General features: G+C 35.4%; 18 protein-coding genes, 1 tRNA gene, 1 riboswitch and 1 other annotated feature (1 of these 21 only partly in view). Of the genes, 14 read left to right on the plus strand and 5 right to left on the minus strand.

Features of this window, described 5'->3' with window-relative positions; translation table 11 throughout:
- Positions 1 to 67 precede the first annotated feature (67 nt).
- Positions 68 to 976 (minus strand): 1-phosphofructokinase, encoded by a 909-nt coding sequence (gene pfkB, locus DWY01_RS09140; RefSeq protein WP_117995822.1) that lies wholly within the window; start codon positions 974 to 976, stop codon positions 68 to 70.
- Positions 977 to 1,134: 158 nt separating this feature from the next.
- On the opposite strand from pfkB, the gene DWY01_RS09145 reads away from it, so the two are divergent.
- The 3 genes from DWY01_RS09145 to DWY01_RS09155 are packed head-to-tail and all read left to right on the plus strand — an operon-like array spanning position 1,135 to position 5,094.
- Complete coding sequence (locus DWY01_RS09145) at positions 1,135 to 2,397, plus strand: zinc-binding dehydrogenase (protein ID WP_117995823.1); 1,263 nt, start codon at positions 1,135 to 1,137, stop codon at positions 2,395 to 2,397.
- Between the two features lie 58 nt (positions 2,398 to 2,455).
- Positions 2,456 to 3,217 (plus strand): DeoR/GlpR family DNA-binding transcription regulator, encoded by a 762-nt coding sequence (locus DWY01_RS09150; RefSeq protein ID WP_117995824.1) that lies wholly within the window; start codon positions 2,456 to 2,458, stop codon positions 3,215 to 3,217.
- Positions 3,218 to 3,240: 23 nt separating this feature from the next.
- Positions 3,241 to 5,094 carry a PTS mannitol transporter subunit IICBA gene (locus tag DWY01_RS09155; RefSeq protein WP_117995825.1) on the plus strand — a complete coding sequence of 618 codons (1,854 nt, stop codon included), beginning with the start codon at positions 3,241 to 3,243 and terminating at the stop codon, positions 5,092 to 5,094.
- A gap of 19 nt (positions 5,095 to 5,113) precedes the next feature.
- Here DWY01_RS09155 and DWY01_RS09160 read toward each other — a convergent pair whose 3' ends face one another.
- From DWY01_RS09160 to DWY01_RS09170, 3 genes are all read right to left on the minus strand, one after another.
- Positions 5,114 to 5,650 (minus strand): TIGR00730 family Rossman fold protein, encoded by a 537-nt coding sequence (locus DWY01_RS09160; RefSeq protein WP_117995826.1) that lies wholly within the window; start codon positions 5,648 to 5,650, stop codon positions 5,114 to 5,116.
- A gap of 65 nt (positions 5,651 to 5,715) precedes the next feature.
- Positions 5,716 to 7,080 carry a sodium-dependent transporter gene (locus DWY01_RS09165; RefSeq protein ID WP_117995827.1) on the minus strand — a complete coding sequence of 455 codons (1,365 nt, stop codon included), beginning with the start codon at positions 7,078 to 7,080 and terminating at the stop codon, positions 5,716 to 5,718.
- Positions 7,081 to 7,220: 140 nt separating this feature from the next.
- Positions 7,221 to 7,296 (minus strand) — tRNA-Glu (locus DWY01_RS09170).
- Between the two features lie 148 nt (positions 7,297 to 7,444).
- Between DWY01_RS09170 and DWY01_RS09175 the strand changes: the two genes are divergently transcribed.
- From DWY01_RS09175 to DWY01_RS09205, 7 genes are all read left to right on the plus strand, one after another.
- Positions 7,445 to 8,269, plus strand: coding sequence for a DegV family protein (locus tag DWY01_RS09175; protein WP_199519942.1), 825 nt, complete (start codon positions 7,445 to 7,447; stop codon positions 8,267 to 8,269).
- Positions 8,270 to 8,338: 69 nt separating this feature from the next.
- Positions 8,339 to 9,253 carry a sugar phosphate nucleotidyltransferase gene (locus DWY01_RS09180; protein ID WP_117995829.1) on the plus strand — a complete coding sequence of 305 codons (915 nt, stop codon included), beginning with the start codon at positions 8,339 to 8,341 and terminating at the stop codon, positions 9,251 to 9,253.
- 33 nt (positions 9,254 to 9,286) lie between these two features.
- Positions 9,287 to 9,388, plus strand: a riboswitch (purine riboswitch).
- A gap of 57 nt (positions 9,389 to 9,445) precedes the next feature.
- Complete coding sequence (locus DWY01_RS09185; RefSeq protein ID WP_117995830.1) at positions 9,446 to 10,753, plus strand: uracil-xanthine permease family protein; 1,308 nt, start codon at positions 9,446 to 9,448, stop codon at positions 10,751 to 10,753.
- A 76-nt stretch (positions 10,754 to 10,829) separates the two neighbouring features.
- The gene (locus tag DWY01_RS09190) at positions 10,830 to 11,579 is read left to right on the plus strand and encodes a xanthine dehydrogenase family protein subunit M (protein ID WP_117995831.1); all 750 of its coding nucleotides are present in this window, start codon (positions 10,830 to 10,832) and stop codon (positions 11,577 to 11,579) included.
- Positions 11,569 to 12,030, plus strand: a complete 462-nt coding sequence (locus tag DWY01_RS09195; RefSeq protein ID WP_117995832.1) for a (2Fe-2S)-binding protein — start codon at positions 11,569 to 11,571, stop codon at positions 12,028 to 12,030. The genes DWY01_RS09190 and DWY01_RS09195 overlap by 11 nt, the downstream gene beginning before the upstream one ends.
- Positions 12,023 to 14,299, plus strand: a complete 2,277-nt coding sequence (locus DWY01_RS09200; protein ID WP_117995833.1) for a xanthine dehydrogenase family protein molybdopterin-binding subunit — start codon at positions 12,023 to 12,025, stop codon at positions 14,297 to 14,299. Before DWY01_RS09195 ends, DWY01_RS09200 begins: the two co-directional genes overlap by 8 nt.
- The gene (locus DWY01_RS09205) at positions 14,292 to 14,831 is read left to right on the plus strand and encodes a nucleotidyltransferase family protein (RefSeq protein WP_117995834.1); all 540 of its coding nucleotides are present in this window, start codon (positions 14,292 to 14,294) and stop codon (positions 14,829 to 14,831) included. Before DWY01_RS09200 ends, DWY01_RS09205 begins: the two co-directional genes overlap by 8 nt.
- On the opposite strand, the gene DWY01_RS09210 is transcribed toward DWY01_RS09205, so the two are convergent.
- Positions 14,828 to 15,640: a choline kinase family protein gene (locus tag DWY01_RS09210; protein ID WP_117995835.1), complete on the minus strand. Its 813-nt coding sequence runs from the start codon at positions 15,638 to 15,640 to the stop codon at positions 14,828 to 14,830. The genes DWY01_RS09205 and DWY01_RS09210 overlap by 4 nt on opposite strands.
- A gap of 184 nt (positions 15,641 to 15,824) precedes the next feature.
- Here DWY01_RS09210 and DWY01_RS09215 point away from each other — a divergent pair, with 184 nt between their 5' ends.
- From DWY01_RS09215 to rplA, 4 genes are all read left to right on the plus strand, one after another.
- Complete coding sequence (locus DWY01_RS09215; RefSeq protein WP_117995836.1) at positions 15,825 to 16,193, plus strand: MerR family transcriptional regulator; 369 nt, start codon at positions 15,825 to 15,827, stop codon at positions 16,191 to 16,193.
- A gap of 2 nt (positions 16,194 to 16,195) precedes the next feature.
- A complete protein-coding gene (locus tag DWY01_RS09220; protein WP_117995837.1) occupies positions 16,196 to 16,924 on the plus strand; it encodes a hypothetical protein in 729 nt (242 codons plus the stop codon).
- A gap of 144 nt (positions 16,925 to 17,068) precedes the next feature.
- Positions 17,069 to 17,488, plus strand: coding sequence for a 50S ribosomal protein L11 (rplK, locus tag DWY01_RS09225; protein ID WP_003866292.1), 420 nt, complete (start codon positions 17,069 to 17,071; stop codon positions 17,486 to 17,488).
- A 14-nt stretch (positions 17,489 to 17,502) separates the two neighbouring features.
- On the plus strand, positions 17,503 to 18,189 hold the full coding sequence (gene rplA, locus DWY01_RS09230) for a 50S ribosomal protein L1 (RefSeq protein ID WP_117995838.1): 687 nt from the start codon (positions 17,503 to 17,505) through the stop codon (positions 18,187 to 18,189).
- A gap of 30 nt (positions 18,190 to 18,219) precedes the next feature.
- Positions 18,220 to 18,336, plus strand: a sequence feature (ribosomal protein L10 leader region) (it continues 3 nt past the right edge of the window).

Here is an 18,336-nt window from a genome sequence, read left to right on the forward strand (position 1 = left end):
ACAGATATTCTATCAGATTTTAAAAAAACTGTCGACAGTCACTTTGTCAACAGTCTGAAACTCTTAGTTATTTGCTAAGAGTTTTCTTTATCTTTTCTACATCTTCTTTTGTCGCAAGACCTACTTGGAAGGCACTTGCACTTCCACAGCATAATCCGTTGATGAAGGCTTTTTCGTAATCGTTTGTTTCTAAATATCCTGCAAGAAAGCCTGCAACCATAGAATCACCAGCACCTACAGAATTTACAACTGTTCCTTTTGGAGCTTTACTTTGAATTACTTCATTATGATCATTCACGAGTACTGCACCTTGTCCTGCCATAGAAATCAACACATTTTGAGCACCCATTTCCTGTAGTTTCTTTGCGTAAGGAATGACTTCATCTCGTGTGTTTAATTCAACATTGAAGATTTCACCTAATTCATGATTGTTGGGCTTAATTAAAAAAGGTTTATATTTTAATACTTTTAATAACAGGTTGTTTGTCGCATCGACAACAACTTTTATTTTCTTTTTCTGAACACGTTCCATGATTTGTTCATACATTGTATCTGGTAAAGTGCTTGGTATACTTCCAGAAATAACAAGGATATCTTGATCTGTTAGTTGATTTAATTGATGGAATAATTCTTGAATGTCTTCTGGCTGAATGTCAGGTCCCATACCATTGATTTCAGTTTCTTCATCCGACTTCATCTTTACATTAATACGTGATAATCCTTTTTTTACATGAATGAAATTCGTCTTAGCTCCATAACTTTCTAATTTATGCTCAATTTCTTTTCCTGTAAATCCAGCCATAAAACCAAGTGCTGTACTTTCGTGTCCTAAGTTAGATAGGACAATTGAGACATTGATGCCTTTTCCTCCAGGAAGGATTTCTTCGAATTTTGTTTTATTAATGATACCAGGCTTAAAATGATCGACTTGAATGACATAGTCTAAAGAGGGGTTAAAAGTAATTGTATAAATCATAATGTTCTCCTTTTCTTTATCTGATTATAGAATACTCCTTTTGTTGTTGTTTCGCAAGTAAATAATTTTTGAAATAACAGTTGACAACTGAAAATAAAGGTATATTATGTAGATGTAGCTTTTGAAACAACAATTTAAAGAGAGAGGAGACTTTTGAAATGAAAGCAAAGGCAGTGCGATTACATGGAGCTAATGATTTAAGATTAGACGAATTTGAATTACCAGAAATTAAGGAAGATGAAATTTTAGTAAAGGTTGTCTCAGACAGTGTTTGTATGTCAACTTACAAATGTGCCATTTTAGGTGTGAAACATAAACGTGTGCATGAAGATGTTGCAGATCATCCAGCTATTATGGGACATGAAATGGCAGGCGATATTGTACAGGTTGGTGAAAAATATAAAGACCAATTTAAACCGGGTATGAAATTTACATTACAACCAGCTTTGAATTATAAAGGAACAATGTGGTCACCAGGATATTCTTATGAATTCTTTGGCGGAGATACAACTTACTGTATTATTCCGGCTGAAGTTATGGAACTAGGATGCTTGCTTGAATATAAAGGAAAAGCTTATTATGAAGCAAGCTTAGCAGAGCCTATGTCATGTTCGATTGGAGCGTTTAATGCGGCTTATCATACTCATATGGGTGTATATAAACATGATATGGGAATTAAAAAAGATGGAAAGTTAGCGATTCTTGCAGGAGCAGGTCCTATGGGACTTGGAGCATTAACATATGCATTGCATAGAGATGTTCGTCCTAAAATGGTTGTGGTTGCGGATGTGAATCAAGAAAGATTGGATCGTGCAGCTCACTTATTCCCAGTTGAAGAAGCGGCAGCGGATGGAATTGAATTACATTTTGTGAATACAGGTAAAATGGAAGATCCGGCTGCTGGATTAAAAGAGATTACAGGTGGAACTGGGTTTGATGATGTGTTCTGTTATGCACCGGTTGAATCTGTAGTGGAATTATCAAGTGCTGTATTAGGTCGTGATGGTTGCTTAAACTTCTTTGCAGGACCTACGGATAATCAGTTTAGTGCAAGAATGAATTTCTATGATGTTCATTATAATTCGACTCACGTAATGGGAACTACTGGTGGAAATACAGATGATATGATTGAATCTTTGCGATTAACAGCAGAGAATCGAATCAATCCAGCTGTTATGGTTACACATATTGGAGGGTTGAATGCGGCTGTTGAAACAACATTAAATTTACCTAAAATTCCAGGTGGAAAGAAATTGATTTATACACATTTAAATATGCCTTTGGTCGCGTTGACAGATCTTAGAAAAATGGGTGAGGAAGATAGTCGATATGTTGCACTGGCAGATATCGTAGATGCTCATAAGGGTTTGTGGTGCCCAGAAGCAGAGGAATATCTATTAACACATTTTGAACAAGAATAGATTTTATTAAACCAAGAATCTTGTGTATACTAAATACAGTAAATACAGGAGGTATTGTATGGAAGTAATGAATCAAAGAAGAAATGAAATTGTTGATTTTGTGAATGCGAATCAAACGGTAACTTTTACACAATTAAAAGAAAGATTTCCTTCTGTGTCTGAAATGACATTGCGTACAGATTTAAAATATTTGGATCAAGCTAAAAGAATAGTTCGAATTCATGGTGGAGCCAAATCGATGGATGAAGTTTCTGGGAATGATGATGTATTAAAACTTCGTTACGGACGGAATGTAAACGAAAAAAAAGAGATAGCGCAAAAGGCATTATCATTTGTAGAACCATCTAATACAATTTTTATAGATTCAGGTAGTACGACTACAATGTTGGCGCATGTTCTAAAAGATCAAAACAATATATTTTATACAAGTGGATTAACGTGTGCTATAGAGATGGCAAAACTTTCTAAATCGAAAGTATTTGTGACAGGTGGAAATTTAAATATGCGAAGCTTTAGTGTTAACGGCATGGATGGACTTCGCTGTTTAGAAAAAGTGAATTTCGATGTAGCTTTTATTGGCGTGACTCGATATGCGAAGGAAACAGGATTCACATGCGAATCTTTAGAGGATTGTGAATTGAAACGTAAGGCGATTGAAAGATCTAAAAGAGTGATTGTGTTAATGGATTCTAGTAAAGTAGATAGAAAGGGTACATATACGATTTGTGATTTAAATCAAGTCGATGTGTTAATCAGTGATTCGTTACTTTCAGATAGTTTTAAACAAGAATGTGAAAAGCGAGGACTATCTGTATATTAAGGAAGTCCTAAGAAAGGACAATTATGAAAACGACTCTTCAAAAGCTAGGGAAAAGCTTGTCTGCGATGGTTATGCCCAATATTGGCGCTTTCATTGCTTGGGGATTTATAACAGCTTTATTTATTGCGGATGGATGGTTTCCAAATGAAAAATTGGCGTCGATTCAACCGTATATGTTGACTTACTTATTACCAGTACTGATTGCAGCAACTGGAGGTAGAATGGTTGGAGGCGATCGAGGCCTTGTGATGGGATCGATTGCGATTGTTGGATGTATTGCTGGAGTTGGAGGAACACAAGGTCAACCAATGCTTATGGCAGCTATGGTCATGGGACCATTCTCTGGGTGGATAATTAAAAGATTTGATCAAATGATGGATGGACATATGCCAGCTGGATTTGAAATGTTAATCAACAATTTCTCAGTCGGCATTTTAGGAATGTTGATTGCGATATTAGGATATTATATTATTGGTCCATTTATGACAGGTGTTTTAGTTGTTTTAACTGCAGGGGTAGATGTGCTTGTAAATAAAGGCTTGATTCCTTTGGTTGCGATTTTTATTGAACCAGCCAAAGTCTTGTTCTTAAACAATGCGATCAATCATGGAATATTTACACCAATTGGAGCTGAACAAGCTGCACAGACAGGAAAATCTATTATGTATATGTTAGAGGCTAATCCAGGTCCAGGCTTAGGTGTGTTATTGGCTTATTGGTTATTTGCGAAGGATAAAGCAACTAAAGACTCTGCTCCTGGAGCTATTATCATTCATTTCTTGGGTGGAATTCATGAAATTTATTTCCCTTATATATTAATGAACCCAGTTGTGATCGTTGCTCCGATTTTAGGGAATATTTGTGCAATTGCATTCTATTCTATTTTCAATATTGGTCTAAAAGGACCATCAAGTCCAGGATCTATTATTGCCTTCTTGTCGATGGCTGAAAAGGGCTCAGTGCTTATGACAGCTTTAGGTGTTTTGATTGCGGCTGGTGTATCTTTCTTGGTGGCAAGCCCGATTATAAAGCTTGCTGGGGAAAAGAACTTGGATGAAGCAAATAAAAAAATGCAGTCAATGAAAGCAGAAAGTAAAGGAAGAAGTGAAGCCTTACTTGATGTTTCCTTGGTTCGTAAGATTGTGTTTGCGTGTGATGCTGGTATGGGATCAAGTGCAATGGGAGCTACTAAATTTAGAAACCGTTTAAAAGGTGTGCGCCCAGATTTAATTGTAATTAATACTTCTGTGGATAATATTCCAGTCGATTGTGATATTGCGGTAGTTCAGGAAACTTTAGTGGAGCGTGCAAAAAAATCTGCGCCTTTTGCGAAAGTAGTCACAATTTCAAACTTTTTAGCAGATCCAGCCTTAGATAATTTGTTTTTCCAGTTATCTACAGGTGATTCTATTGTGACTGAAGTTCCTGTTGAAGAAAATGAAACAAAGCCTGTTCAAGAAGATGTCATTCAATTGGATGGAATTAAATTAAACCTTCCTTCTGTATCAAAAGAAGAAGCGATTACAGAAGCTGGAAAGTTACTAAGAGAATTAGGTTATGTAGATGGTGCATATATTCCGGCTATGTTGGAACGTGAAGAATTGGTAACTACATACATTGGTATGGGATTAGCTATTCCTCATGGCACTACACATGGTGATGATGTGATTCATAAAACAGGTATCGTATTGCTTCAATATCCAGATGGAATTCAGTTTGGGGATGAAAAAGCACAGCTTGTGATTGGTATTGCAGGTAAGGGTGGAGAACATATGGGAGTGTTATCTAAAATATGTTTGGCCCTTGAAGATGAGAACGTACTTAATAAAATGAAGACAACGAATGATAAAGAGTGGATACTAAAACAATTATCATAATAAAGAAGGACGAGAAAATTTACTCGTCCTTTAATACGTTTGCGATTTCATCGATTGAATCTAAGAAATAGATGTTTTGTAGCTGCTTTGGTGTGGATAATTCACAATCGATCATGTGTTGTAAGAAAGCTTTTAAATGATCATAATAGCCGTTCACATTATAAAAGATGCATGGACATTCAAGTTGGTACAGTGATAGTTTTGATAAGATTTCACTGATTTCTTCTAATGTTCCAGTTGCGCCTGGAAAGGCAATGAAAGCATCTCCAAGTTCTATCATTTTTGTTCTTCGATCGGCAATATCTTTTTCAATGTATAACTTGGTAAGATTATCCATGTGGACACCTTCATCCACAAACATTTGTGCTTCTACACCAATTACTTTGCCACCTGCATTCAAGGTGCTGTTGGCTAGTTCTCCCATTAATCCGGTTTTTGATCCACCAAATACTAATGTATGATTGTTTTTGGCAATCCATGTACCTAATTCTATTATTTTTGTTTTAAAGTCTGGATCATTTCCGTATGTTGATCCTAAATATACTGTAATGTTCATAAACTACCTCCTACAATTAGTTTACATTAAAATTATGTACAAAAAAAGCTTAGCGTGAACTAAGCTTACATGGCAATGAATCCAAATGCATTCGCAATTGAACTTAATAAAATAATGAATGCGAAAATTGGACATAAATATTGAATCATGAAATTGAATATTTTCTTACGTTTGAATGAATTGCCGTCCTGCGTAATTTCCTCTTCAATTTTTTCTAATCCAACAATTCTTGAAACAAAGATACAAATCGCAATGGCAGCGATTGGCATCATGACAGAATTTGTCAAGAAATCAAAGAAATCTAAAAATTGCATTCCGATGATTGTTACGTTGGATAATGGGCCATATCCTAAACATGAAAGTGTTCCTAGCCCAATCATAATAATTCCTAAAATGATTGTTGATTTCTTTCTAGACCAATGCAATTCATCTTGGAATGTAGATACAGCACTTTCTGTTAGTGCGATAGAGCTAGTGATAGCGGCAAATAATACCAACACGAAGAAAATAATTCCGATACCTGTACCTAATCCCATACTTGCGAATACTTTAGGAATTGTGATGAACATTAAGGATGGTCCAGCTTTTAATGTTTCCATGTTTCCACCTGAAAAAGAAAATACAGCTGGAATAATCATCAATCCTGCCATAATTGCGATGGCCGTATCGAATATTTCAACGTTTTCTGTAGAGCCTTCAATGGATACGTCTTTTTTCATATAAGAACCAAAAGTGATCAAGATACCCATCGCGATTGAAAGTGAATAGAACATTTGTCCCATAGCACTAACTACAGTCATCCATGAGAAGTTTTCGAAGTTAGGAATCAAGAAGTATTTCACACCCTCAATTGCACCAGGTCGGCTGATTGAATATCCTGCAATGATTACAGATAATACGACAAGAACTGGCATCATAAATTTGGATACTCTTTCAATTCCGTTTTGAACACCTGCATAAATGATGGCGAGTGTAAAGAAAGTAAAGAGTATAAAACATATTTCTGTAGATACTCCGTTTGAAATAAAGTTTGAAAAATATGTGTCAGTAGCCAGTAATTTTGCATCACCTTTTAGATACTCAAATAAATATTTGATGACCCAACCTCCGATTACAGAATAATAGGGTACGATCAAAATTGGAATAATGGCATTGATCCATCCGGAAAATGATGCAAACTTTGTTTTTGCGAAAGTATGAAAAGCTCCAACAGGACTTTTCTTTGTCATTCTTCCTAGAGTTGTTTCGGCTATGATCATTGTATAACCAAAAGTTAAGGCAAGAACAATGTAAATAAGTAAGAAGATTCCTCCTCCGTATTTAGCGGCTAAATACGGAAATCGCCAAATGTTACCAAGGCCTACACTGGCTCCGGCGGCAGACAAGACAAATCCTAATTTGCCAGAAAATGTACTACGTTTATTGTGCATAATAAAAACACCCTTCCTCACTGATTTAGATTATATCATTTATGAAAGGGTTTACGCAAATTTATGAAAAAATAAGTGTTAAATTTTCTGAAAAGTATTATAAGTAAAAAAAGAAGCCCTTTCGGACTTTATTTGAAAAATGGTGACGCGTACGGGATTCGAACCCGTGAATGCATGCGTGAAAGGCATGTGAGTTAACCGTTTCTCCAACGCGCCATGTATATTAAACTTGCCTTTCTTGACAAGCGCTCACTAATATTACTACATCATTTTAATAAATGCAAGTATTTTTTTAAAAAATTTGACAGATTGTTTTAAAAGTATATAATGTGAACAGTTAACATCGTTAACAATGGAGGAAATTATGATTCGACTATTAGTAGATTCAGCGAGTGATTATACGCAAGAAGAGATTAAAAATAAAAATTTATATTTTGTGCCTTTACAGATTCAGATTGAAGGAAAGAATTATTTAGATGGTATTGATATTGATAAGGAAACGTTTTATGAGAAGATGATGAATTCAAAAGAGTTCTTTAAAACATCGCAACCATCACCCCAAGAGTTTTTAGATATCTTTGAAGAAGTGAAGGAAAGAGAAGAGACCTTGATTTGTTTAACTTTATCAAGCAAATTAAGCGGAACATATCAGAGTGCTTGTCTGGCAAAAGACATGGTGGATTATGAAAATATCTATATTGTAGATACATTAACTGCGGTTGCTGGAATTCGCTTGCTTTGTGAAGTGGCAATGAATTGGATTGGTGAAAATAGAAGTGTTGAAAATATTGTATCTGGCTTAGAAGAATTAAAAGAGCATGTGCATATTTATGCGGGTTTAGATACATTGGAATATTTGGCTAAGGGTGGAAGAATTTCTAAGACAGCAGCAGCTATTGGAACTTTGGCAAGTATTAAACCAATTATTTGTGTAGACCATGGAGAAGTTGTGGTTGCCGGTAAGACACGTGGTGTAAATAAGGCAACAAGTGTTGTTTGTGATAAAATGCAGTCAGATTTTGTTGATACATTGTATCCAGTTTATACATTGTATTCATATGGTTTGGAGAATGTTGAAAAACTAGAATCTAAACTGGATATAGATGTGCAGCGTGTTCGTATTGGATCAACGATTGGAGTGCATATTGGCCCAAATGCTTTTGGGGTTTGTTTCATCAGTAAATTATAGTCAACTTGTGAAAGTATATTCATTTTAGTATAATGAATATACTGATTTGCAAGGAGAGTTTTAGATAATATGAAAACAACATTAATTATTATGGCTGCTGGAATTGGTTCCCGTTTTGGTGGTGGAATTAAACAGTTAGCTAAGATGGGTCCAAATGGAGAAATCATTATGGATTACTCAATCTATGATGCGAAGGAAGCTGGCTTTGATAAAGTCGTATTTATTATTCGTAAGGATATTGAAGAAGAATTTAAAGAAGTCATTGGTAACCGTATCCAAAATTATATGGATGTCGAATATGTCTTCCAGGATATCAATGATCTTCCAAAAGGATTTACATGTCCTGAAGGGCGTACTAAGCCTTGGGGAACAGGCCAGGCTGTACTTTGTGCAAAGCGTGTTGTGGATACGCCTTATGTGATTATTAATGCAGATGATTATTATGGAAAAGAAGCATTTGTGAAGTTACATGATTTCTTGATTGAACATGCGAAAATGGGAAAAGAATTTGACATGGGCATGGCTGGTTTCATTTTAAAGAATACATTAAGCGAAAATGGAACTGTAACTCGTGGTGTATGTAAAGTGGATGATAATAATTTGTTAAAAGAAGTTTATGAAACAACTGGAATCAAGGCTGAAGGGGATAAAATCGTATGTGATGATCCGGAAGTAGAGGCTTGGGCAAAACCAGAAAGTAATGTATCTATGAATATGTGGGCTGGATATCCAGATTTCTTAGAGTATCTAGAAAAAGATTTCAGTACATTCTTATCGAATATTGCAGATAACCCAATGAAGAAAGAATACTTGCTTCCAAATATTGTAGCTGAATTATTGAGGGAAGATCGTATCAATGTGAAGGTGCTTGAGACACATGATAAATGGTTTGGAGTTACATATGCTGAAGATAAGGAATATGTTCAGAATGCATTCAAACAGTTGATTGCGGATGGGGTATATCCTGAAAAATTATGGAAATAGGGCAAATTTGTCCTATTTTTTTTGATTATTTAATGATATAATCCTATCGTGTTTCGTATATGTCGACTAATACGGTGTCGACGTTTCTACCCCTAAACCGTAAATTCAGGGACTATGAATCAACCTACTTTTTTATTGTGTCGCGTTGATTCTCGTTTTTGTACGAGACTTTTTTATTTTCGGAGGAAAAGAATGAAAAAAGAAGATGTGAAAAAAGGTTCTATATATGAACTTGATGGTGTTGTACCTTTAAAAGAGGCATTGCCTTTAGGTATTCAGCACGTATTGGCGATGTTTCTTGGAAATATCAGTCCATTATTAATTATTGCAGGAATGCTTGGATTATCACCAGATTTAAAATCTGCATTAATTCAAAATGCGATGTTTATTGCAGGAGCTGTTACTTTAGTTCAGTTGTATCCAGTATGGAAGATTGGTGCTAAACTTCCAATCGTTATGGGTACGAGTTCTGGATTTATTGGAACTGCCAAAGCAATGGGTGCTCTATATGGTTATGGTGCATTGATGGGAGCAAGTTTAATTGGTGGTTTATTTGAGATGGTTTTAGGTTTCTTCATCAAACCATTAAGAAAATTATTCCCACCAGTTGTTACTAGCTTAGTTATCATTTCAATTGGTTTATCATTACTTCCTGTTGGTATCAATTATTTTGGTGGTGGTAGTGGTGCTGCTGATTTTGGAGATCCAAAACATTTATTAGTAGGTACATTTGTTATTTTAGTGATTATTATCGCAAAACAAATCAAAGGCTTTGTGAATAATGCTTCTATCTTGATTGGTATTATTGCAGGATATATCTTGGCTATTGTACTTGGAATGGTTGATTTTACACAAGTTCAAACAGCTTCTTGGATTGCACTTCCAACATTTATGCCAGTAAAAATGGAATTCAACTTAGAAGTAATTATTGCGATGGGAATTATGTTTATTGCGACAACAGTTGAAACAGTTGGAGATGTTTCTGGTATCACAAATGGTGGCTTAGATCGTGAAGCAACTTCTGAAGAATTACAAGGTGGCGTTTTGGCAGATGGCTTAGGTTCTGTTGTTGCCTCATTGTTTGGCGTTTTACCAAATACCTCATTCTCTCAAAATGTTGGTTTGGTTTCCGTGACTAAAGTTGTTAACCGTTTTACAATTATGACAGGAGCTATCTTCTTGATTCTTTGTGGTTTCTGTCCAAAATTAAGTGCTTTATTTGCGGTTATGCCTCAATCAGTACTTGGTGGAGCTGCTGTCATTATGTTTGCGAGTATCTTAGTAAGTGGTATTCAGTCGTTAATGCGTGTTGAATTCAATGAAAGAAACACTTTGATTATTGCCTTGGCAATTGGTCTTGGAATTGGTATTGGACAAGTTCCTACAGTTCTAGCACAATTACCAAGTTGGGTTGGAAATATTTTTGCACAAAACGGAATTATTATGACGTTTGTGATTGCAACAGTATTAAATTTAATTTTACCTGGTAAAAAAGACTAACAAAGGGTGTTAAACATTATGTTTAACACTTTCTTTTTGTGTTAAAATTTTAGTAAAGAAAGAGAGCGTATCCATTATGTTAAGAATAATGAATTATGCATCGCCAGAATCTTTAGATGAGGCGTATGCGCTACTAACAAAAAATAAGAAGAATATGATTTTAGGTGGTATGATCTGGCTGAAGATGGAAGACATTCAGATCCCAACTGCTATTGATTTGAACAAATTAGGTTTAGATCAAATTGAAGAAGATGGTAACGAATTTAAGATTGGAGCTATGGTGACGTTGCGTCAATTAGAAACACATGAATCATTTAATAAAGCAACTTGTCATGTGTTTAGAGATGCTGTAAAAGATATTGTTGGTGTACAATTAAGAAATTTGGCTACAGTTGGAGGAAGTGTATATTCACGCTTTAGCTTTAGTGATGTTATCTGTAGCTTGTTATGTTTAGAGTGTGATGTACAAACATATGCACATGGTCGTATTTCACTTGAAGAATTTGTGAGTCTTCCATATGAAAAGGATATTGTGGAATATATTTATGTGAAGAAGACAAACTTGCCTAGTGCCTTTGTATCTGTAAGAAGAAGTGCTACTGATTTAAGTGTATTAAATGCATCATGTACAAAATATGCAGATCACTATCGATTCTGTTTCGGGGCAAGACCTGCCATTGCGAAGGTTTATAATTGTGATTTAGATCATATTGATTTAGATGTATATTGTGCAGACAATATGCGTGGAAGTAAGGAATATAGAGAAAAATTGGTTGAGGGATTAACACAGAAGTTAATGAGAAAGGTAGAGTCTTATGTTGGTTAAAATTAAAGTGAATGGAAAATTAATTCAGGATGATGTACAGCCACAAACTTTATTGTTAGACTGGCTAAGAGATCATGGTTGTTACAGTGTAAAAAGAGGTTGTGATACTGCAAACTGTGGATTGTGTACAGTATGGAAGGATGGAACACCGATTCTTTCTTGTAGTACATTAGTTGTTCGATGTGATGATCATGAGATTACGACGCTTGAAGGACTTCAAAAAGAAGCAAGTGAATTCGGTATGTTTATGGCTAAACAAGGAGCCGAACAATGTGGCTTTTGTTCGCCAGGATTTATTATGAATGTTTTGGCAATGGAAAAAGAATTAGTGAATCCAAGTGATGATGAAATTCGTGCTTATTTAGCTGGAAATTTATGCCGTTGCTCTGGATATATGTCGCAGATGCGTGCTATTAAAGCGTATTTAAGTCGAGGTGAAAATCATGAATAGTGTAGGAAAAGGTGTCATCAAAAAGGATGCGATGGCTTTAGTTACAGGGCAGCCTGTATATTGTGATGATTTAGCACCGAAGGATTGTTTGATTGTCAAACTTTTAAGAAGTCCGCATGCATACGCAAAAATTAAAAGTATTGATACTTCCATTGCGAAAAGAATTCCTGGTATTGAAGCAGTGTATACATATGAGGATGTTCCAACTTCTCGTTTTACATTAGCTGGTCAATCTTATCCTGAACCAAGTCCATATGATCGTAGAATCTTAGAAAATGTAGTTCGCTATGTAGGGGATGAAGTGGCAATTGTAGCTGGAGCTAATGAGGATTGTGTGGATCGTGCTTTAAAAGCTATTAAAGTAGATTATGAAGTATTAGAACCGTTGTTAGATTTTGAAAAGTCAATTGATAATAAAATTGTTGTTCATGAAGAAGATGATTATAAATGTCTTTGTGAGATTGGAAATGATGTAAAGCGTAATATTGTCAGCAGTGGCGAAAGTGTTGTTGGCGATGTGGATGCGGTATTAAAAGAGTGTGATGTGGTCTTAGAAAGAGATTATCATACAAAGGCTAATGCACAGGCTATGATGGAAACAATGCGTTCCTATTGTTACATTGATACTTATGGTCGTTTGAATTGTGTAAGCTCTACACAGATTCCATTCCATGTTCGTCGAATTTTAAGTAATGCTTTGGAAATCCCAAAATCAAAAATCAATGTGATCAAGCCAAGAATTGGTGGTGGTTTTGGAGCTAAACAAACAGCTTGTTGTGAGATTTTTACAGCGTTTGTGACATGGAAACTTAAAAAGCCTAGCAAAATTGTTTATACGCGTGAAGAAACTTTTGCGGCTAGTAACTCAAGACATGAAATGAAGATGCATGTTCGTATTGGTGCTAAAAAAGATGGTACGATTGAAGCAATTGATTTATATACATTATCAAATCAAGGTGCTTATGGTGAGCATGGACCGACTACGATTGGCTTGGCAGGACATAAATCTTTACCTTTATATAACCATGTAAAGGCGAGTCGTTTTACATATGATGTAGTTTATACAAATACAATGCGTGCAGGTGCCTATAGAGGGTATGGTGCAACACAAGGTCAGTTTGCGGTTGAATCTATTATTAATGAGTTGGCTGATGAATTGAATATGGATCCTTGTGAGATTCGTTTTAAAAATATGACACGTGAAAATGAAGTGTTGTCGCAATATTATAATGAAGAATTGAATGCATGTGCATTAGATCGTTGCTTAGAAAAAGCTATGGAAATGATTGACTATAAGAATAAACCTTTAAGACGTGATATGGGTGATTTTGTTCGTGGTTTAGGTGTTTCTTTGTCTATGCAAGGCAGTGGTATTTCGGGTCTTGATGTTGGATCTGTTGAAATCAAATTGCAAGATGATGGATTCTATACATTGAGTATTGGTGCTACAGATATGGGTACGGGTTGTGATACGATTCTTGCCCAAATGGTTGCGGAATGTATGGATTGTGATGTGGACCAAGTTGTAACAAGTGCATTGGATACAGATCATTCGCCTTATGATACAGGTTCTTATGCTTCAAGTACAACGTATGTAACGGGTATGGCTGTAGTAAAGACTTGTGAAAAGCTTAGAAATTCTATTTTAGAAGCGGCAGCCGGATTCTTCAATGTGGATAAAAAAGATATTGAATTTGATGGTAAGAAAATCAATACATTGGATCATGCGCATGAAATGAGCTTGGCTGATTTTGCGGATACATGCTTTAATGGTGGTATCGCAAAAGCCTTAATTGCGAGCGATTCTCATATGTCACCTACAAGTCCACCACCATTTATGGTTGGTATTGCCGAAGTGGATGTAGATAAGTTAACGGGTGAGATCAAGGTTCATGATTATGTTTCTGTAGTCGATTGTGGTACGGTTATTAACCCTAACTTGGCTCGTGTACAAGCAGAAGGCGGTATTGTACAAGGTATTGGTATGGCTTTAAGTGAAGATATTACGTATTCAGATGAGGGTAAGATGCGCAATCGTAACTTCTTACAGTATAAATTGCCAACAAGAGTGGATGTTCCAAGTGTTCGTGTTGAATTTGAAAGCAGCTATGAAGACAATGGTCCGTTCGGTGCTAAATCTATTGGAGAAGTTGTTATTAATACACCAACAAGTGCTATTGCCAGTGCGGTAAAACATGCGACGGGCGTACAAGTTCGTACTTTGCCTATTACGGCTGAAAAAGTGTTATTAGGAAAAGAAGATGAATAATATCTCTTTGATTATCTTAGCGTCTGGTTTTTCCAGGCGCTTTGTTTCTAATAAGCTGCTTTATGAATTTCGTGGTAGGAAATTAATTGAATATGCGTTTGATAAGGCGGTGTTTTTTTCAGATGTGATTGTAGTTACACAATATGAAGAAATCAAAGAAATGTCTGAAGTATTAGGTTATCGTGTTGTTATGAATGATCATCCAGAATATGGACAGGGACATTCTATCGCATTAGGTGTAGAAGCGTGTGAAAGTGATGCATGTATATTGATGGTGGCGGATATGCCCTATTTAAAATTGAATACCTTAAAAGAAATGGTTTCAATTCAAGATGGTAAGCATATCGTAATCTGTGAACATAATGGTATTTTATGCAACCCGATGTTACTTCCAAAAAAGTATTATGAAAAGGCAAAACGATTGTGTAATGATAGAGGTGCAAAACAAATTATTGGGGATGATTTGTTTTTAACAGTATCTTTATCGCATGAAGAATTTATGGATATAGATGAAAAAACAGAGGCAATTTAGCCTCTGTAATGTTTTTCCTTTTCTTTTGCGATGTCAAAATAGATTTGTTCGCCTCTTTGCTCATAAAGCATATTTGCCCAATATCCCCAAAGAATATCTTCCATTCTTTCAAATGCCTGTACTTGTACATCGATCATTGGATCGATTTCACCATCAAAATAGGCTTGGTAGAATTGATCTCTTTGGTCGATATAGTGGATGTTATTTTCTGAAAAGAAGCTGGCAATGTCAAAGCGATAATCATTTTTTGCTGCATATTCATAATCAATCAGATAGTCTTTGGTATCGCTATAAAGAATATTTCCTTGTACAAAGTCATTGTGACAGAGTGCATTTGGTTTATATTCTTTTTTTAATGCTTCTAAAAAGCTTTTTTCATTTGGGAAAGATACAATTGGTTCTTTAATTTGTGATTTATAGAATTCAATCTTTCCAAAAGGATTAAAAATAAATAGGGGTGCTTCTTTTGCGTGTAATGATTTCATTAAGTTTGCACATCTAGCGAATCGATCTTTGTCTTTGCATTCGTCAAAGGTTTTAACATCTTCGATATATTTTGTAACCTTGACACCTTCGTTTTCATCAAATAAAACAGTGGGAACATCTAAATCAGTAACGAGTTCAATAATTTCTTTTTCATGTGCATGTTGTAAACCAAGGGATTCGTGATTTTTTTTAGGAACACGTACCATATATTTATTATCGTTGATAGTTAATAAATAATTGTGGTTACTAATGCCTTTATCTGTTTTTTCTAATGTGTAGTTTTTTGTGTTAAATTTCTTTTCTATCCATGTATTTAAGTTCATGTGGATATATTAACATTATTATTCTTTAAACTCAATGCGGTCTTAGGGCCGTTTTTTTTTTGTTCGCGAAATCTGCAAGGGCTCTTATGGCAAAAAAAGTGCGGAAGGAGGATAGAAGAAATAACTTTTTTAGCTTGCGTTGTTCCAAGAACAAGGCGGTAGATTGAAAAAGGAGTAGTGTGCAATGAAATATAAGGTGAAATGGATTGAAGATCATATGGGAATCACGAGAAATATGATTCGTAGATATGAAAAGAAGGGAGTGATTTCAAAGAATGAAGAAGGAAAAGATCGAGAATTTGATGAAGAAGGGTTGAGACAATTATGGGATATAAGAGTGTTGGTGAGTTTAGGGTTTAGTTTGGACGAAGTTAAAGAGATCATGAGTGAGGGCAATTTGAAGGAGTTGAGCCAAAGAAAGCTGGGTGAGTTAGATAAGAAATGTGTGGATCTACAAAGTAAGATAGATTTATTGAATAGAGTAAAGATAACTGGAGAGTTACCGTGTTGTTTAGAAGATGTGATTGATATTTTTGGAAAGAAGAGTGAATAATAATGAAAAAGTTAATATGTTTATGTTTGGGTTTGATTCTTTGTGGTTGTACAGGGGCACCAACTGCTCAGAATGATGAAGTAAAGAAAGTGAATGTGAATGTAATTGAGGTATCTGCTTCTACGATAGATGAAATAGAGGAAATGGCAATAAAGGATGTTGAAGAAACAAATGAAAAGTTGAAAAGTGAAAGGGATGCTTTGGGTGAGGAAATTACAGATTATAATTCATATACGAAAAATGTGGATAAGGTAAAGACGTATTATGAGGGTGCTTTAAAGCAGACTGAATTGTTGTCAATACGATTAAGGGAGTATGCTTATAAATATGCTGAATTGATTATGAATGAGGATACATCGTATAAAGTGAAGTATAAAGACTTGAGTGGTATCTATGAGTATATCTATGAGGATGCGGGTAAGGCTATGTATGAAATATATGATAAGACACTAAAAGATATGTATGATATGTATTGTGATGGGATAATTAAGGATGCCTATGATGAAATTGATTATGATGAATGGTATGATGTGCATTCAGATGCATATGATGATTGGTATGATGCAAGAAGTGATGCATATGATATTTGGTACGATACTCGTTCAGATATCTATGATTTTCAATATGATTTAAGAAGTGAAGTATATGATCACGATGATGAAAGGGTACAGAAGAAAATGGATAAATTTAAGAAATCGATTCTTCGTATGAAGGAGGATGTAAATGATTAGAGAGAATCAATAATTTTCTCTAATTTTTTTAAAAATGAGCTTGCATCGCTGAATATAGTGGTGTATAGTAAATAGGCATGCGTGGGAGAATGCGTAACTGTTCGTATTACCACAGCATAGGACAAAATATAGGAGGAACGTCTTATGAGCAAGAAAAAAGTTACAAAAGTTTGTAAGTTGCAGTTCCAAGCTGGTGGAGCTAAACCAGGTCCAGCATTAGCAAGTGCTGGTATCAACATGCCTCAGTTCTGTACAGCTTTCAATGATGCAACAAAAGATCGTAAAGGTGATATTGTTCCAGTTGTCATTACTGCTTATGAAGATAAGAGTTTTGATTTCGTATTGAAAACAACACCTGCTGCTAACTTATTGAAAAAAGCAGCAAACGTACAAAAAGCAAGTGGAGATCAAAAAGTAGTTGCTGGTACAATTACAGTTGATCAATTAAAAGAAATTGCTGAGTACAAAATGCCAGACTTGAATGCCAACGATGTAGAAGCTGCAATGCGTATTGTTGCTGGTACTGCACGTAACATGGGTATCAAGGTTGAAGGATTTGAATAGGAGGAACATCAATAATGGCAAAAGTAAGTAAGAGATATGCTGAAGCAGTTAAATTAGTTGATCGTTCAAAAACTTATTCAATTGAAGAAGCTGTTAAATTAGCTAAAGAAACAAGTAAAACAAAATTCGACGCAAGTGTTGAAGTAAGTTTCCGTTTAAATGTAGACCCTCGTCACGCTGATCAACAAATCCGTGGGGCAATGGTATTACCTAATGGAACTGGTAAAACACAACGCGTTTGTGTAGTTGCACAAGGCGAAAAAGAAAAAGAAGCTCAGGCTGCTGGTGCTGATTTCGTTGGTGGTGCAGATATTATCGAAAAAATCTCTAAAGGTTGGTTCGATTTTGATGTATTAGTAGCTACTCCAGATATGATGGGTCAATTAGGACGTTTAGGACGTGTTTTAGGTCCTAAAGGATTAATGCCAAACCCTAAGACTGGTACAGTAACAATGGATGTTGCTAAGGCTATTGATGAAATCAAAAAAGGTAAAGTTACTTACCGTGTAGACAAAGAAGGAAACATCAACTTGGCTATCGGTAAAACAAGTTTTACAGAAGAAGCATTAGTTGAAAACTTCAATGCAATCTTCAACACAATTGCTAAGGCTCGTCCAGCAACTGTTAAAGGTGCATACATGAAAAACTTAGTAGTTTCAACAACAATGGGTCCTGGAATCCACGTTGAAATCGTTAAGTAATTGACAAATCTAGTAAAATAAATTAAACTACAGATTGTTATCAATATTCCAAAGACAGTAACGGCTTATGCTTAATAATGTTACCGAGGGTATGATGCATTGACTTTGCACAATTAGCCCGTCTTTGATGCGGGCTTTTCTTTTGAA

Source organism: Eubacterium sp. AF22-8LB (genome assembly GCF_003458715.1).
Taxonomy (GTDB): domain Bacteria; phylum Bacillota_I; class Bacilli_A; order Erysipelotrichales; family Erysipelotrichaceae; genus Holdemanella.

Excerpts from the sequence above, each read along its gene's own strand:
- DWY01_RS09200 (WP_117995833.1), top strand. The coding sequence starts at position 12,023 with ATGAATAGTGTAGGAAAAGGTGTCATCAAAAAGGATGCGATGGCTTTA.
- DWY01_RS09210 (WP_117995835.1), bottom strand. The coding sequence starts at position 15,640 with ATGAACTTAAATACATGGATAGAAAAGAAATTTAACACAAAAAACTAC.
- DWY01_RS09190 (WP_117995831.1), top strand. The coding sequence starts at position 10,830 with ATGTTAAGAATAATGAATTATGCATCGCCAGAATCTTTAGATGAGGCG.
- DWY01_RS09180 (WP_117995829.1), top strand. The coding sequence starts at position 8,339 with ATGAAAACAACATTAATTATTATGGCTGCTGGAATTGGTTCCCGTTTT.
- DWY01_RS09145 (WP_117995823.1), top strand. The coding sequence starts at position 1,135 with ATGAAAGCAAAGGCAGTGCGATTACATGGAGCTAATGATTTAAGATTA.
- rplK (WP_003866292.1), top strand. The coding sequence starts at position 17,069 with ATGAGCAAGAAAAAAGTTACAAAAGTTTGTAAGTTGCAGTTCCAAGCT.
- DWY01_RS09160 (WP_117995826.1), bottom strand. The coding sequence starts at position 5,650 with ATGAACATTACAGTATATTTAGGATCAACATACGGAAATGATCCAGAC.
- DWY01_RS09175 (WP_199519942.1), top strand. The coding sequence starts at position 7,445 with ATGATTCGACTATTAGTAGATTCAGCGAGTGATTATACGCAAGAAGAG.
- DWY01_RS09155 (WP_117995825.1), top strand. The coding sequence starts at position 3,241 with ATGAAAACGACTCTTCAAAAGCTAGGGAAAAGCTTGTCTGCGATGGTT.
- DWY01_RS09220 (WP_117995837.1), top strand. The coding sequence starts at position 16,196 with ATGAAAAAGTTAATATGTTTATGTTTGGGTTTGATTCTTTGTGGTTGT.
- DWY01_RS09150 (WP_117995824.1), top strand. The coding sequence starts at position 2,456 with ATGGAAGTAATGAATCAAAGAAGAAATGAAATTGTTGATTTTGTGAAT.
- rplA (WP_117995838.1), top strand. The coding sequence starts at position 17,503 with ATGGCAAAAGTAAGTAAGAGATATGCTGAAGCAGTTAAATTAGTTGAT.
- DWY01_RS09185 (WP_117995830.1), top strand. The coding sequence starts at position 9,446 with ATGAAAAAAGAAGATGTGAAAAAAGGTTCTATATATGAACTTGATGGT.
- pfkB (WP_117995822.1), bottom strand. The coding sequence starts at position 976 with ATGATTTATACAATTACTTTTAACCCCTCTTTAGACTATGTCATTCAA.
- DWY01_RS09205 (WP_117995834.1), top strand. The coding sequence starts at position 14,292 with ATGAATAATATCTCTTTGATTATCTTAGCGTCTGGTTTTTCCAGGCGC.
- DWY01_RS09165 (WP_117995827.1), bottom strand. The coding sequence starts at position 7,080 with ATGCACAATAAACGTAGTACATTTTCTGGCAAATTAGGATTTGTCTTG.
- DWY01_RS09215 (WP_117995836.1), top strand. The coding sequence starts at position 15,825 with ATGAAATATAAGGTGAAATGGATTGAAGATCATATGGGAATCACGAGA.
- DWY01_RS09195 (WP_117995832.1), top strand. The coding sequence starts at position 11,569 with ATGTTGGTTAAAATTAAAGTGAATGGAAAATTAATTCAGGATGATGTA.